Genomic DNA, 16,255 nt, shown 5'->3' on the forward strand with positions numbered 1-16,255 from the left:
AACTTTATTGAGAGTTATAACATGTTATTTTCTAGTTGGCTTTTTAGCTGTCGCTTGGCGAGGCGCGTAGGATGCTCTAGACAAATTGGTCAATTTAGCCCGCTTAGGTCTTATTATACGTTTGTCTGACGATGATCCTGTTGTAAAGCTTTTGGCTTCTGGCGGTAATCCAACAAGTTCACGTAGATAATTCACAGAGTCTATGCCTAATTCCATCCACGTTCCACGTGACAGCCCTTTAGGTAAAGTGATATTGCCATAACGAATACGCAGCAATCGGCTAACTTGTACTTCAATAGCTTCCCACATTCTGCGAACTTCTCGATTGCGACCTTCAGTGATAACCACATTAAACCATTGGTTAAGTCCATCACCACCTTGTGCTTTAATTGATTGAAATGAAGCAGGGCCATCTTCGAGTTGTACCCCTTTACGAAGTTGGTTAATCTGTTGATCAGTCACATTACCAAATACGCGAACAGCATACTCACGCTCAATTTCATGCCGTGGATGCATTAAGCGATTAGCCAGTTCACCATCAGTGGTAAATAATAGTAAGCCAGAAGTATTGATATCAAGTCTACCAATATTAATCCAGCGAGCATTTTTTAAGCGAGGTAACCGTTCAAAAACCGTTGCTCGCCCCTGCGGATCGTTACGAGAACAAATTTCACCTTCTGGTTTATAATAAGCAAGGACTCGGCAAACCTCTTTTTCTTTACTTCTAAGCTGAACCAGATGCCCATTAATACGTATTTTAGGATTAGCATTAACATCAACGCGATCGCCTAACGTAGCAATTTTACCATCCACACTGATTTTACCTGCTGCAATCATTGCCTCAATTTCACGGCGCGATCCATTTCCTAAATTAGCTAATACCTTTTGTAGTTTTTCAGTATTATCAGGTGGCAAATTTTTACGAGCTACGCTTGCTGGGCAAAACGCTTTCGTTTTTTTATTGGATTGATTATCTTTTTCATTGATTTTATTGTTTTTTTTACTAACTTGTGAAAATGTAGATCTGCTATGTTTCATATTATCCTCACTGTTACCTTCTCAGGTATCATTTTATCTATTTATACTATTGTCGAAATATCGACAATAAAAAATGGTTGCTTATTCAAATGGTTTAGTGTCACCACTTCCTTTACGTATAATTTCGGGATAGTCATTAGTTAAGTCAATTACACTGGTTGGTTGTTGGCTAATATAACCGCCATGTACAATTGCATCGAGCTGATGGCCTATTTTATCTTCTATCTCGTCGGGATCTGATTGTGCCTGATCATCATTAGGTAAAATCAGCGTGGTGGTCATTAATGGCTGCCCTAATAATTCAAGTAGTGCTAAATCAATTTTATCATCTGGAATTCGTAATCCTATTGTTTTACGCTTTTCATTCAATAATCGACGTGGTACTTCTTTGCTAGCTTGTAAAATAAAGACATATTTTCCTGGTGTATTATTTTTTAATAACCGAAAAGTGGTATTATCCACATAAGCATAACAAGACAGTTCAGAAAGGTCACTGCACATTAACGTAAAATGATGACGCTTATCAAGCTGGCGAATTTGACAAATACGATCAACACCTTGTTTATTATCAAGCAAGCACCCTAGTGAATAACCCGAATCAGTTGGAAAAGCGATAACGCCGCCATCATTTAATATATTAACAACTTGCTCTAATAGTCGTTTTTGGGGGTTATCAGGGTGAATATAAAAAGTTTGGCTCATAATTGTTCTATATCAATATAATTTTAATGTTGAAGATGATACCATCAAGTATTTGATGGAACGTAAATATCAAACCTTTTTAACCCATTATTATTAGCGTTACCAATTATGCCAAATTGGTGTAACGCTACCAGGCAATGGTGTTGTTTTACCTAAATCTAAATAGGTATCAACGCCATGAAAATCCGATCCTTGCGATGCCAACAGGTCAAATTCATTGGCTAATTTAGCTAATCGAGTTAAATCATCTTGCGTTTGCCGGCTTTGCGAAACTTCAATTGCCACACCACCACAAACTTTAAACTCACTGACTAATAGCTTCAATTTAGTTAAGGTTAGATCGTAACGACTTGGGTGAGCAAGTACCGCTTGTCCGCCTGCGGCTTGAATAGCATTAACCGCATCAGCAATGCAGCACCATGTTGCTGGCACATAAGCATACCCTCCTTTGCCCAAATACTTTTTAAATGCCCTTTTGATATCCTTAACATAACCGTTAGCGACTAAAAATCTTGCAAAATGGGCACGTGAAACAATATCACCTTTAGCAAAATGTTGTGCTTGTTGATAAGCATTTTCTATACTGACTTTAGCTAGTTTATCACTTATAGCTAACGCTCGATTAATGCGTCCTTGTTCTTGTGAAGATAGTAATGCCAATAACTGTGGATTTTCAATATCAATATTCAACCCTACAATATGAATTTCGCTGTTTTTCCACGCTGTTGATATTTCAACGCCACACACTAATTTAACGGGTAAATTTTCATTAGCAATCACTTTTTGCGCTTCAGGTAAACCTTTAACGGTATCATGATCAGTAATAGCCAAAAGAGCGATTTGATTATCCACCGCTCTTTTGATAAGTTGGCTTGGCGTTAAAACACCATCTGATGCAGTGGTATGAGAATGTAAATCAACAATCACTTTTTTCTCGAAAATTATTTTGAAACGTGTAATATACCACACAAATTGCATGACCACGAAAAGGTATATTATGAAAGATCAAATTATTCTTGCTCAGCAAGATACTAACGCTATTATTGAAGAACTATTAGAAGATGGTAGCGATCCTCATGCGCTTTATATTATTGAACACCATGTTTCATCGCAAGATTTTGATAAATTAGAAAAAGTAGCAGTAGAAGCCTATAAATTGGGTTATGAGGCAACCGATCCTGATGAAGATGTAGATGATGCAGGCAACGTTGTTATTGGTTTTGATATTATTGCCGAAAGCCCGCTTAATGCTGAATTAATCAATGCGCAAATTGCTGAAATAATCAACCTTACCGCCCAGTTTGGCGTCAATTATGATGGCTGGGGCACGTATTTTGAAGATGGCAGCGATGACGATTTTGATGATGCTGAGTTGATGGAAACCGTGCACTAAACATTATCCATATCTTTTTAAATACCTACTGTTATCCATCAAACAACGGATAACAGTAGTTGATTAGATTAGCATAACTTATTTTACTTCCTCTATACGACTCGTTCTTTTTTGATTTGGCGATACACTTCGCACAGAAACGGTTTCACCCTTTTTAATATTAACTGGCTCATTATAACGGTGCCATTGTTTTCCTTGGTTGGTTGAATATTCAATAGTTAAGCCAGGAAAAACAATATTTGCTATTAATTTATTATTTTCAATTTTAGCACCCGGTATAGGCAAGCGATAATTGATATTGGCTAAATCAAGTTTTTGCAACTCGCGTTGCCCAACTAAATTTGCAAATCGAGTCCAATCATTCAGTAATTTTTGTTGATTAACATAATGCGTGGTTGTTTGAGAAAATTCACGATCTTTTTGGTAGTCAATTTCCCAATCAGCTTGATGCCAAGCTCGTTCAGCTACGGCTAACAAACGGGGAAAAGCCATGTATTCCATTTTTTTATCGGTACGAATATCTTCAGTCCAAATCTGAGCAGATAGCCCATAAGCACCAGACCAATTCATTGTACCTTTAGCTGTAAATGGGTTACCATCGCGATCAACAGATGTTTCTGCATTTTGTGGTAAATTATTTGGCGCAAAGCTAAACATCTTTCTTTCATCATTAAAACGCGTAGCCCAATAATAACCACTTTCTTTTGGGTTGACTTCATAAGGCATATCTAAATAAACATAATCAGGGTTAGATATTATGACTTGATAGCCTTTATTTGCCCACTCGTTCACAGAGTCAAAGCCCCCCCAATATAATGTATCCCAAAAATTGACCGTAACTTTATCTACTGCAAACGATTTTGCATTAGTCGCGTGCTTCATGCCATCTTGCCAAGCTTGCATATGGTTTATACCATGATTTTTTATTATTGAGCTAACTTCTTGAGCAAAATAACTAGGAAGGTGTTCAATATCGTTAACAATGCCATTATTTACCATTGTTTGGCAAGCTTGTGATTTAGCCCAAGGGTAATCTTCTTGACTTTGATCTATTGTGCCTTTAGCCTCCGTTTTATCTTTGGCTTTTATATCTTGATACCCAGCGCCTAAGCGAATATTTTTTGCTTCATCGCCACCAAAATGCCAAGTACTAAGCGGTTGATCGGCCTCAACATGCATTTTTGCGATCTCATCAATAATTTTATTTACGAAACGTTTCGATGAATCAAGACAAGGATTTAAATAGCTTAAACGGTTATAAAATTGTACTGTGGTGGTATTTGACGTATCGGTTGGATCAACTAGTCGAAACTCATTGGCTTGTGCTTCTTTTCCTTCTGCCATTAAACGTTTATAACGTGCCTCCATAGACACAATGGCAGCCCGTGCATGAGCTGGCATGTCAATTTCTGGTATAACCTCGATAAAACGAGCTTTAGCATATTTAACAATATCAATATAATCTTGACGGCTTAAAAAACCAGATCCCGTGGTATTGCTTTCAGGACCGGAACCGAGTTGTGGCAATAAACATTGCTGTTCATTAAGATCATGACAACGTTTACTGCCGATTTCAGTTAGCTCGGGTAATCCAGGAATTTCAATACGCCATCCCTCATCATCACTTAAATGAAAATGAAATTTATTCATTTTATATTTTGCCATTTGATCTAATAAGCGCATGATTGATTCTTTAGTTTTAAAATTACGACCAATATCGAGCATAATGCCTCGATAGGCAAACCGTGGCGAATCAAAAGCATTAAGTGATGGAATGGTTTTGATATCGTTTACAGGAATCAACGATAAAATAGATTGCACAGCATAAAATATCCCTCTTTGGTCATAAGCTGATATTAGCGTTTCATCATTTTTAATATCTAATTGATACGCTTCTAATTGCCCTTGCTTGAATTGTTTAGGATCAATGATTGCTTTTATCTTGTATCCATTTTCCGTTACGGGAATATTTAGTGCGTTAAATTCTGCCTTTAAAATGGCTAGACTGTCTTGATTTAAACCATCAAGAATTAAATTAACGCCCTGCTGACCAATAGATATATCTTGTTTATTTAATGTGATTTTAGTTGGTGTTGGTAAAATTTGCCCACGTAGCGATTCAGCCGATAATGTTTTAATATCCGAGTTATATTGAAAACGGTTAACTGGATTCATTATTGTATTGTGATCGTCGGCGGTCCTTTTCCACTGCTGTGTAATTGGAGCTACAAATGCCGATAAGTCATCGGAATCTGTATTTGTATTAGCAATTATTTTGGGTTTAGCATTACTTGATGTCACATACCAACGAGGCATTGCATCGCTTTCACTCACAACCCAATATTCGCCAATAATGGGAATATTAATCGTGGAATTAGCAGGAATCGATGTAAATTTTTCTGTTGGTTCAATTTTATGAAGATCGCCTGTAATATGAGTAATTTTGAACTGATCATTGTTTATTGCTAAAATCATGCGAATATTATTAAAGTAAATAGCCCAATCTTTATCTTTAATTTCTGGGCCATTATTCTTTAGTGAAATCATCATTTTGTTACAAGCAGCCCAATCGGCACCTAAAGCCGAGCAATTTATACCATGTGCCCCTGCTTGATTATCGATTACCTGATATTGAACATTGAGTTGTGAACTCATCACATCAACAATTTGTTGAGAAGCTGAAACAGCTTGAACGGCACAAACATTTAACAAAGAGGCGATTGAAGTGGCTAATATTGCTGTTTTAATCTTTTTCATAAAATTTTACCTATTTTTGTTTAGCATTAAATACAGTGAATGGAATAGTCACAATAAACTTGATATCACGCTCATCTTGGAAGATATTGCCGTATCCTCCTCCCCAGCTTGGTATACTATTTGAGTGATTATTATATTTGGTATAATGTAGTTGGAATGAAGTATCTTTTGCTAAACCATTTTGTATGCTATAACTTAAATCAAAATTATAAGCAGATTCAATTAAGCGTTGTTTTTGATTTTTTGCTGTAGAATTTGGCTTTGCATCCCAACCATAAGCATAAGAAGCACCCGTTTTCCAACCGGCGAAATAATTAGATACATCACTTAAATCATAAGTGACTTCGGCAAATACGGCCTTTTCGCCATTAGCATTAAAATCTGAACGAGAATTCCACCATATATCTAAACGACCATTTGATGAGGCATAATCAGGTGTCATACGTTGTAAAAAAAAGCCTTGTTCGCCTTCAGCTTTAACTGTTACACCTTCAAGTCGAAAATTAACTGGCCCTACTTGATAACCCAATGTGGCTGCTTGTAACCACGCTAAACCATCGTAAACATCTTTGCCTTTATGTGATTGATCTTTGGCACCATAAAATTGATAGCTAAGAGTGAGAGGATTATCCAGTAGATTTGTTTTATAAGAAGCTTTGCCAAAAAATTGGTTCATATAATTTTGTGCCTGCCCAAATGCGCTTTCTAATACTAAATCATTTTTAAAATCGTACTTCAAACCCGCAGAATGCAAAAAGTCAATTTTTTTACCTGCTCCCCACTGACGAAACTCATAAAGCTTTTTATACCATGGTGCTTTATATTTATCAGCCCACATATACGACATGGATAACACGCCAGAAGTATCAAAATCAATTGTTGAGCCAAGTTCAAACCCACGATAAGTACCTGGTAATAAGCTCCAATGAGGAGCCAGCAAAGTTTGCCCAGAAGGTTGAATATAGCCCGTTTTTATCCAGAATAACTCATCGATTTTAAAATTTGCCTGTGCTTTATAAAAGCTCAGCCCACTAACATCTTTTTTCCAATTTTCGTCCCAACGAGTATTAGCCCCACTAAATCCTATTTCATTGGGATGCCCATTTCCACCATTACTCACTTCCCATGCGCCATAACCGCCAAGTTCAATAGCAAACTTATCTGCGATATAACCTGATCTAAAATCTAAATTAGCGTTAAATGAGGTGTGTCTTAAATTTTTCTCGTACTTATGCTCATCAATATCTTTACGTTCTCGATCTCGATTCCAAAAAAAGACATTACCTGTTAATGAAGAATCATCAATAAATTGATTAACATTAGATGCATAAACGGGAATTGTACTTGTTAAAACAGATAAGGATAAAATTAGTTTAGTTAAAAAATTAAATCGACATGGTATTATTTGTGCATTATAGATACTCATATGTTATTCCTATAATTATTCTGTTTAATTAACAATTAAATTCATCAAGATCTAATTCATTCAATTGATAACTTGTTTGTGAATATGCGTTTTTATAATGCATAAACATATTTTATCTAGCAAATTAAACAATCTAAAATCGTGATCAAAATCACCAAAAAATACATTTTTAATGTGAATTTTTAGAGAAAAATCACAACTTTTTTTATTCTAAAAAATAAAAACAAAGCACATCGTTTTAACAAATGACAAATAATGATATAAATTTTAGATTATAAAAAATGGTGGTTAAAGTGATAAATGGCGTAGGCGTAGAGAAGAAAAAGGATGAAATAAAAAAAGAGAAACTACTAAAATTTCTCTTTTTACTACATAAAAAAATAAAATTTAATTCACAATCAATACTATTGATTATAAGTTATTGAAAAATCATCTTAACTTAATTTTCAGTATCAATTTCTTCAAAACTTTTGACTAACTCATCAATGGCTTTCATTTGCTTTAAGAAAGGCTCAAGTTTTGCTAATGGTAATGCAGATGGACCATCGCATTTTGCATGGCTTGGATCTGGGTGTGATTCTAAAAATAGCCCAGCAATGCCAACTGCCATACCTGAACGCGCAAGCTCGGTTACTTGACCTCGACGCCCACCTGATGCTGCGCCCATTGGATCACGGCATTGTAGAGCATGAGTAACATCAAAAATAACAGGAGACCCTTTGCTTGCTTTTTTCATAATGTTAAAACCAAGCATATCAACCACTAAGTTGTCATAACCAAAACAACTACCACGATCACAAAGAATTACTTGGCTATTACCAGCTTCTTCAAACTTTTCAACAATATTACCCATTTGACCTGGGCTGACAAATTGTGGCTTTTTAACATTAATTACCGCACCAGTTTTAGCCATTGCAACAACAAGATCAGTTTGTCTTGCTAAAAAAGCGGGTAATTGAATAACATCAACTACATCAGCGACTGGTTGGCATTGTGCTTCGGTATGTACATCAGTAATAATTTTAACGCCAAATTGTTGTTTAAGTTCTTGGAAAATTTTAAGCCCTTCTTCTAAACCTGGCCCACGATATGAATGGACAGAAGAGCGATTAGCTTTATCAAATGAAGCTTTAAAAATATAAGGGATATTTAGTTTATTGGTGATAGAAACATAATGTTCACAGATTTTCATTGCTAAATCACGAGATTCGAGCACATTCATACCACCAAATAATACAAATGGTAGGTCATTGGCGACAGTAATATCACCAACATTTACTTTTTTTTGTTGCATCATAACATATTCCTAGTTAGGGTTTAAACCAGCGACCAAGGGTAACTCTATCATTACCGCTATAATCAGCAAAGGTTTCGACTAATTGAAATCCGTGTTGTTTAAAAATAGTTTGTACTGCCTCACCCTGTTTCCAACCATGTTCTATCAGTAACCAGCCATATTGATTTAAATGTTTAGTTGCGCCATAAACAATGAGTTTAATATCGGCTAAACCGTCATCTTCTGAAACTAATGCACTTCTTGGCTCGTAACGAACATCGCCTTGTGCTAGATGAATATCTGTTGGTTCAATATAAGGTGGATTACTGATAATCATTGAAAATTTGCGATTTTTTATTGGTTTATACCAGTCACCTTGTAAAAAATAAACATTGTTGACCCCTATTTGGGTTGCATTTTGTTGCGCTAAAATCAACGCATCTTTATTTTTTTCAATTGCGGTAAATAAACAGTCTTGACGCTCAGTTGCCATGGCGATAACGATTGCACCAGTACCCGTACCGAGATCCAACACTTCGCATGGCACTTTAGGTAGATACTCTAAACCTAATTCAACTAATTTTTCAGTATCCGGTCTAGGGATTAATGTAGCGTTAGAGACATTAAACTTTAAAGACCAAAATTCTTTTTCGCCAGTAATATAAGCAATAGGCTCACCATTTTGCCTACGTTGTAAACATTCAGATAAAGCAATCAGCTCATCATCAGTGAGCAATGTTTCACTAAATGCCATTAAAAATGTGCGTGTTTTGTGCGTAACAAAACTTAGCAAAATTTCAGCATCACGCTTTGGGCTTTCACTATCAGTTAAAGTTTGAGATGCACTTTTAAGCCATTGTAAATAGGTCATTCATCTTGTTCCGATAAAGCGGCTAGTTGATCTGCTTGATATTCCTGTACAATTGGATCGATTAGCATCTCTAATTTTCCTGCCATGACTTCATCCAATCGGTAAAGTGTTAGGTTAATACGATGATCCGTAACACGTCCTTGAGGATAATTGTATGTTCTAATTCTGTCAGAACGATCACCCGAGCCTAATAGATTACGCCTTGTTGAGGCTTCTTCTTGTTGGCGTTTGCGCAGTTCGGCATCTTGAATTCGTGCAGCCAATACAGACATTGCTTTAGCTCTATTTTTATGCTGTGAGCGCTCATCTTGACATTCAACAACAATACCCGTTGGAAGGTGCGTAATACGAATCGCTGAATCCGTCGTGTTAACATGCTGACCACCAGCCCCAGATGAACGATAGGTATCAATTTTTAAATCAGCAGGGTTGATTTCTGGCATTTCAGCCTCGGGAACTTCTGGTAAAACAGCAACAGTACAAGCCGAAGTATGAATGCGCCCTTGTGATTCAGTTTCTGGCACGCGCTGAACTCGGTGACCACCTGATTCAAATTTCAAATTGCCATAAACCCCGTCACCACTGACTAACATAATGACTTCTTTATAACCACCGTGCTCACCATCACTCGCACTCATAATTTCAACGCGCCAATTGCGTGATTCGGCATATCGTGTATACATTCGGGCTAAGTCACCGGCAAAAATAGCGGCTTCATCGCCACCTGTTCCCGCTCTAACTTCAACAAAACAGTTATAATCGTCATTAGGATCTTTAGGTAATAATAACACTTGTAATTGCTTTTCTTGCTCTTCAACTTGGCTTAGTGCTTCGTTTAATTCCTCTTGTGCCATTTCGCTCATTTCAGGATCTGATAACATCATTTTAGCCGTTTCGATATCTTCTTGGGTTTGCTGCCAATCGGAAAAACACTTAACCACCGCAGTTAATTGTGAGTATTCTTTAGATAGCGTACGAAAGCGATTTTGATCTGCTATAACTGAAGGATCAGATAATAATGCTTGAACCTCTTCATAACGCTCTTGTAGTGTTTCTAACTTATTGATAATTGAAGGTTTCATAAAAATATATTTTGATAGAGATTAGTTAAGTTTGTGCAACATTATATACTTAATTACCTTTAAAATACAGTTTTCGGCTTGTTTCAAACTTATCTCTTATTATCACTTTGACAAGAGATAATAAAGCCATTGAATAAGCTGGAATATTATATGTGTTTTAAAAAGAGGTTTTAGGTATGTAGCATTACTTAATGTTTTAATTGAAATAATTTACATTGCACTATAATTTACATTGCACTAACTGTTAGTTTTTATCAACGCCATTAACTATAGTATTTATTTTATTCGTTAACCCTCAATTTGCTAAAATCGAAGCTAATGAATTATTAGCGCTTGTCTGATTAAATTTGAACTACTATAGTTAAGGCTATTCAGTTTACATTTTGGTATCTATTTTTTGGCGAACAATTTCAAATAAACAAACCCCCGTTGCAACAGAGACATTGAGTGATGAGACAATCCCCGCCATTGGAATGCTAACTAATTCATCACAGTGTTCTTTAGTTAAACGGCGCATACCTTCACCTTCAGCTCCCATAACTAACGCAAGTGAAACTGTTTTTGATGTTTTATAAAAATTTGTTTGATAAAGTGTTTTATTAGCTTCACCAGCTGTCCCAACAATCCAAACTTGATATTCGTCTTGCAACATTCGCATGGTGCGTGCCAAATTGGTCACTCTAACCACAGGTACACTTTCTGCCGCGCCACACGCCACTTTTTGGGCTGTTGAGTTGAGTGGTGCTGAGCGATCTTTAGGAACAATAATAAAATCCACACCCGCTGCATCAGCCGTTCGAATGCAAGCACCTAAATTATGTGGATCGGTTACGCCATCTAAAATTAAAATAACAGGATTTGGCTGCCGTTCCATAAGTAGAGGAATATCATTTTCTTGATAACCTCGATTAGGCTTAACCATAGCCAAAATACCTTGATGTACTCCATTTTTCGCTTTTTCATCTAACCATTGACGTTGAGCAACTTTAACAGGCAAACCTAGTTGCTCTAATTGACGTACAATAGCGATAAGACGTTTGTCTTCTCGGCCTTTAATAATAAATACTTCAATAATTCTTTCTGGCGAGCGAGCTAATAATGCTTCAATTGCGTGCAAGCCGTAAACTGTTTCACTCATTTATGTTCTACTCTTTTATTTTATTAACTGATTTTGTTTTATTACTTGATTTTGGTTTACTTCGTTTTTTGCTTTTACTTTTGCTTTTATCTTTAACTTTTTTAGTAAGCGGTTTTGCACTATTTTTATTGGTTGATTTTTTGCTTTTTCGTTTAACAGGCAAATCAACTTTCTGATCGGTTTTTACTTGTTTTGATTTATCCTTGGCAGTCTTGCCTTGGCGTTTTGGCTTATTATTACTGCCAACTAAAGAAAAATCAATTTTACGTTCTTCAGGATTAACATTATCGACTTTAACTTGCACTTTATCGCCTAATCGATAAGCAAAACGGGTATTTTCGCCAATTAAGCGATTATGTGCAGCATCAAAAAGATAATAGTCGTTTTCTAACGACGAAACATGCACTAAGCCGTCAATGAACAATTCATCTAATCGAACAAAGAAACCAAAATTAACGACACTTGAAATGGTACCATTAAATACTTCGCCAACATGATCTTGCATATAATCACATTTAAGCCAATCGACCACATCACGCACCGCTTCGTCAGCACGACGTTCAGTCATTGAACAATGTTCACCGAAATAGAGCATTTCATTTGTGGTATAACAATACCCGCCAGTTTTACTGGTTTTATGCTGTTTGTCAGCTAAAATCCATTTAATCGTTCGGTGTAATAATAAATCAGGATAACGACGAATTGGCGAGGTAAAATGTGCATATTCTTCAAGTGCTAAACCAAAATGACCACGGTTTTCTGGATCATAAATAGCTTGCTTCATAGAGCGTAAAATTACCGTTTGCAACATGTCATGATCTGGGCGAGTTTCAACTATCGCCATTAATTCGGCAATATCTTTAGGTTTTGGGCTAACCCCGCCACCAAGTGATAATCCAAGTTCACTTAGAATGCTACGCAAGTTATTTATTCTGTCTTCATCTGGTCTGTCATGCACTCGAAATAATGAAGGTACTTGAGCATTAATCACCAGTTTTGCTGCCGAAACATTAGCTAAAATCATACACTCTTCAATGATTTTATGTGCTACATTTCGCTGAGCAATTTCGATACTTTCGATGCGCTTATCGGCGTTAAAAACAAATTTCGGCTCTTCAGACTCAAAACCTATCGCACCGCGAGTGATACGGGCTTTATCAAGCACCTGATATAAGCCATAAAGGTTCTCAAGATGCGGTACCAATTCGTGGTAATGCTCACGCAATTGCTCATCACCGTCTAAAATTTTAGCCACTTTAGTATAAGTTAATCGAGCATGTGAATTCATCACGGCTTCGTAAAACTCATACCCTGTTAAACGCCCTTTATTTGATACGGTCATTTCGCAAACTAAACATAAACGATCAACTTGTGGATTTAACGAACACAGCCCATTTGATAGCTGTTCTGGCAACATAGGTACAACTCGTGATGGAAAATAAACCGATGTACCACGCAAGCAGGCCTCTTTATCCAACGCTTTGCCTAATCTGACATAATAACTGACATCGGCAATAGCAACCCACAAACGATAGCCACCACCACGATTTTTTTGACAATAAACGGCATCATCAAAATCACGTGCATCTTCGCCATCAATAGTAACTAAAGGCAATTGGCGCAAATCCTTTCGCCCTTTTTTAGCGCTTTCTGGTACGTGTTCAGTAAATTTACTTACCTCTTTTTCGACTGTTTTAGGTAGTTCGTAAGGAATTTCGTGATTACGCAAGGCAATATCAATAGCTAAATTGGTACCCATTATTTCACCAAGCACTTCTTTTATGATACCAACAGCTTTTTGATGGCGTTCTGGACGCTTTTGTAACTCAACGACAACCACGGTTCCCATTCGAACAGTACGATTGGGTTTACCTGCAATTAAAATATCGAAGTTTAAACGGCTGTCATCAGGAACAACAAAGCCCACACCTTGTTCGATAAAATATCGCCCGACAATTTGATTATTGCGTGGCTCTAAAATCCGCACTACACGAGCTTCCATTTTACCACGATATTGTGTTCCCATTGGCTGTGCTAAAATCACATCGCCTTGTAACACTTTTTTCATCTGTTCTGGTGATAAAAAATAGTCTTCAGGGTTGCCTTCTACTCGTAAAAAACCAAAACCATCACGGTGTGCAATCACGCTACCTTTGACCATATCTAATTTTTCAGGCAGCGCATAACATTTACGTCGAGTAAATACCACTTGACCGTCACGCTCCATTGCTCGTAAGCGACGATGTAACGCTATTTTTTGTTCTTCGTTTTTAATTGCTACCGCTTGGGCAATTTTTTCTAGACTTGCGGGTTTCGCTTCTTGTTTAAGGTAATCTAAAATAAGTTCACGGCTGGCAATGGGGGAATCGTACTTTTCGGCTTCGCGGGCATAAAAGGGATCTTTTATCATAAAGGAATATCCTGTGCTCAAATATTAACGCTAGCATAACATAGAGAGATATAACTTAAAATAAACATTCAATTTATAAACAATAATATCTTTAATTAAAAAGACTAAACTTTAACGGAATACTTTTAATCGCGAATCGATTTAATATAATTTTTTGTTATTTTGTAAAATAATTATAATATTAGTTCCATTTTTTTCTTTTTTTATAGCGTTTCGGTCGAACGAGAAAATCGATGAAATAAATATACAAAATAAGAATTAAAAGAGCCCAATGTCGTTTACGATTTAACGTTTTATCATTAGTATAGACCGTTGCAATATATCCCGAAAAATAATACCGAATAAAAAATCCAATAATAGATAAAAAATAATAACTCATACAGACTAAAATACTCATGTACATCGACCTTATTTTATAATATTACCAGCCCTATCTTTTCGATATGTTGAACCATCACTGCTTTCACAACGATAATAATCGGGTGCATCGTCGTTACCTATTGTCATTATCAATGAACAGTTCTCAACAATTTGTCCAACATTAATGATTGTTTTCTATCATGTGATCCTCGCCCAAAAAACGGACAAATGTCACCTTTATGATATAACTAACAATTATAGGAGAACACATTATGTATCAAAAAATTTAGTGCACAAGTCGGCGAGGTACCAATAGAAGTACCAATATATGAAGCAACATCTGTTACCATACCCATTACCGCTAATCTGCCGTCAGTTAAAAGTTAGCGTATCAGGTTATTCTGTTTGGCTAAAGCATGAACCAAATTAAATGAGCTATTTGAGAATATCAAAGCACTTTATTGGCAACATGAAGCCCGTTTAGATGCACCAAGCTTAGTACATGATATCAGGGGGCAAGGGCTAGGATGTATCATACAGAAAGGTTAGTTGAGCATGATAAAAATCAGTCAGAAAAGTCATTGATTTTATTCAAGTTTTTATTTTGTGGCATAATAAAAAATAATCACATTAATCCTTTTGCTACAAACCTATTATTATGATGTGCTGACTAATACATAAAGTATATTAATAAGTATTTAATTTGTAACTCGCTCAAAAATGCTTTATTTTGTTGTCGATTTCCTAAAGGGATATTATTACCAGTGACCAAGAAAACCAAATATTGCAGTGCTAATTTTAAGCAGTGAGTGTTACAACATGGACTTAGCCAAAGTATGCTCCGAGCAGGCAATTGTTAGGATAATGCCATTACCGAAAGTTTTTCATACGTGAAAAACCGTATTATTCATGATGACAAAACACAGGAAGCAGCCAATAAAAAGCTATTTGAATATATTGAAACTGATTATAATCAAGTTTGCTGACATTTAACTCATGGTTAGATATCGCCTGAACAATATAAAAAGCAGTATTACGTTAATAACATATTTATAGAAGCGAGTACTGTCTAATATTTTGGCGAGAATCAACTAGCGGTTTTATAAGAGCGCCTAATAATTATGACTTAGAATACGTTACACATAATCGGTCACAAAAAAAATGAGGGCAACCACATAAAAACTGAATATTTTATTGGCCAAGCTGAAAAATCAGCCTATTTTTAATAATTTTAATAAAGTGAGATAAGTATGAAAGAACTTTCGAATGTAGATCCTGATTTAGAGCAAAATATCATATCTATTGTAGAAGACGGCAACGTTTTTAATGTCAATAAAAACTATTCTTCAGCTTTACAAAATTATCAGAAAGCATGGGCGCTTCTACCAGAACCCAAATTAGAATGGGAATTGATCAGTTTATGGTTATCAGGCTCTTTTTATACCACTTATTTTAATTTAAAAGACTATGAAAATGCCAAAATTTGGGCGCATTCTAAGCTGGCAGCGACAAGTTCTGATATTGATACAGGCCCATATATTGATCTTGGCATGGTTTATTATGAATTAGACCAATATGATGAAGCTTATAAATATTTTAATGCAGCCTATGAATGTGGCAAAACCCGAGCATTCAAAGAACGACCTAAAAAATATTTAGAATTCTATTTAAAAGAGACACAACAAAAGGATAAAAAATAATTTCTAGTTAGCGAAACTAAAGTAATCAAAACCACCTGCCATATCCAGCACAACAACGCCGAACACTGCCTGAGCTAAGTACGCACGAACAAACAGATCGCA

The 16,255-nt window shown here is 36.1% G+C and carries 12 protein-coding genes; 2 read left to right on the forward strand and 10 right to left on the reverse strand.

Annotation, left to right across the window (positions count from 1 at the left end):
• Positions 1-24: 24 nt before the first annotated feature.
• From rluB to rnm, 3 genes are all read right to left on the reverse strand, one after another.
• Positions 25-1,038: a 23S rRNA pseudouridine(2605) synthase RluB gene (gene rluB, locus A9G45_RS09960; protein ID WP_081297884.1), complete on the reverse strand. Its 1,014-nt coding sequence runs from the start codon at positions 1,036-1,038 to the stop codon at positions 25-27.
• Between the two features lie 81 nt (positions 1,039-1,119).
• A complete protein-coding gene (locus A9G45_RS09965; protein WP_065566756.1) occupies positions 1,120-1,740 on the reverse strand; it encodes an L-threonylcarbamoyladenylate synthase in 621 nt (206 codons plus the stop codon).
• Positions 1,741-1,839: 99 nt separating this feature from the next.
• A complete protein-coding gene (gene rnm / locus A9G45_RS09970) occupies positions 1,840-2,667 on the reverse strand; it encodes an RNase RNM (protein WP_218057097.1) in 828 nt (275 codons plus the stop codon).
• Between the two features lie 70 nt (positions 2,668-2,737).
• Between rnm and rraB the strand changes: the two genes are divergently transcribed.
• Positions 2,738-3,133: a ribonuclease E inhibitor RraB gene (rraB, locus tag A9G45_RS09975; protein ID WP_065566757.1), complete on the forward strand. Its 396-nt coding sequence runs from the start codon at positions 2,738-2,740 to the stop codon at positions 3,131-3,133.
• A gap of 78 nt (positions 3,134-3,211) precedes the next feature.
• Here rraB and A9G45_RS09980 read toward each other — a convergent pair whose 3' ends face one another.
• The 7 genes from A9G45_RS09980 to rnr form a co-directional block, all read right to left on the reverse strand.
• Positions 3,212-5,890: a beta-N-acetylhexosaminidase gene (locus tag A9G45_RS09980; protein ID WP_065572400.1), complete on the reverse strand. Its 2,679-nt coding sequence runs from the start codon at positions 5,888-5,890 to the stop codon at positions 3,212-3,214.
• A gap of 10 nt (positions 5,891-5,900) precedes the next feature.
• The gene (locus tag A9G45_RS09985; RefSeq protein ID WP_065566427.1) at positions 5,901-7,316 is read right to left on the reverse strand and encodes an OprD family outer membrane porin; all 1,416 of its coding nucleotides are present in this window, start codon (positions 7,314-7,316) and stop codon (positions 5,901-5,903) included.
• A 439-nt stretch (positions 7,317-7,755) separates the two neighbouring features.
• On the reverse strand, positions 7,756-8,610 hold the full coding sequence (gene kdsA, locus A9G45_RS09990; RefSeq protein ID WP_065566455.1) for a 3-deoxy-8-phosphooctulonate synthase: 855 nt from the start codon (positions 8,608-8,610) through the stop codon (positions 7,756-7,758).
• A gap of 16 nt (positions 8,611-8,626) precedes the next feature.
• The gene (gene prmC / locus A9G45_RS09995; RefSeq protein WP_065566428.1) at positions 8,627-9,463 is read right to left on the reverse strand and encodes a peptide chain release factor N(5)-glutamine methyltransferase; all 837 of its coding nucleotides are present in this window, start codon (positions 9,461-9,463) and stop codon (positions 8,627-8,629) included.
• Positions 9,460-10,545: a peptide chain release factor 1 gene (prfA, locus tag A9G45_RS10000; RefSeq protein WP_065566429.1), complete on the reverse strand. Its 1,086-nt coding sequence runs from the start codon at positions 10,543-10,545 to the stop codon at positions 9,460-9,462. The genes prmC and prfA overlap by 4 nt, the downstream gene beginning before the upstream one ends.
• A 376-nt stretch (positions 10,546-10,921) precedes the next feature.
• On the reverse strand, positions 10,922-11,683 hold the full coding sequence (rlmB, locus tag A9G45_RS10005) for a 23S rRNA (guanosine(2251)-2'-O)-methyltransferase RlmB (protein WP_065572401.1): 762 nt from the start codon (positions 11,681-11,683) through the stop codon (positions 10,922-10,924).
• A 7-nt stretch (positions 11,684-11,690) separates the two neighbouring features.
• Positions 11,691-14,093 carry a ribonuclease R gene (rnr, locus tag A9G45_RS10010; protein WP_065566431.1) on the reverse strand — a complete coding sequence of 801 codons (2,403 nt, stop codon included), beginning with the start codon at positions 14,091-14,093 and terminating at the stop codon, positions 11,691-11,693.
• 1,610 nt (positions 14,094-15,703) lie between these two features.
• On the opposite strand from rnr, the gene A9G45_RS10015 reads away from it, so the two are divergent.
• Entirely contained in the window at positions 15,704-16,153 is a 450-nt protein-coding gene (locus tag A9G45_RS10015; RefSeq protein WP_065566432.1) for a tetratricopeptide repeat protein, read from the forward strand.
• The last annotated feature ends 102 nt before the right edge of the window (positions 16,154-16,255 follow it).

The organism is Gilliamella sp. HK2 (genome assembly GCF_001690265.1).
Lineage (GTDB): Bacteria > Pseudomonadota > Gammaproteobacteria > Enterobacterales > Orbaceae > Gilliamella > Gilliamella apicola_C.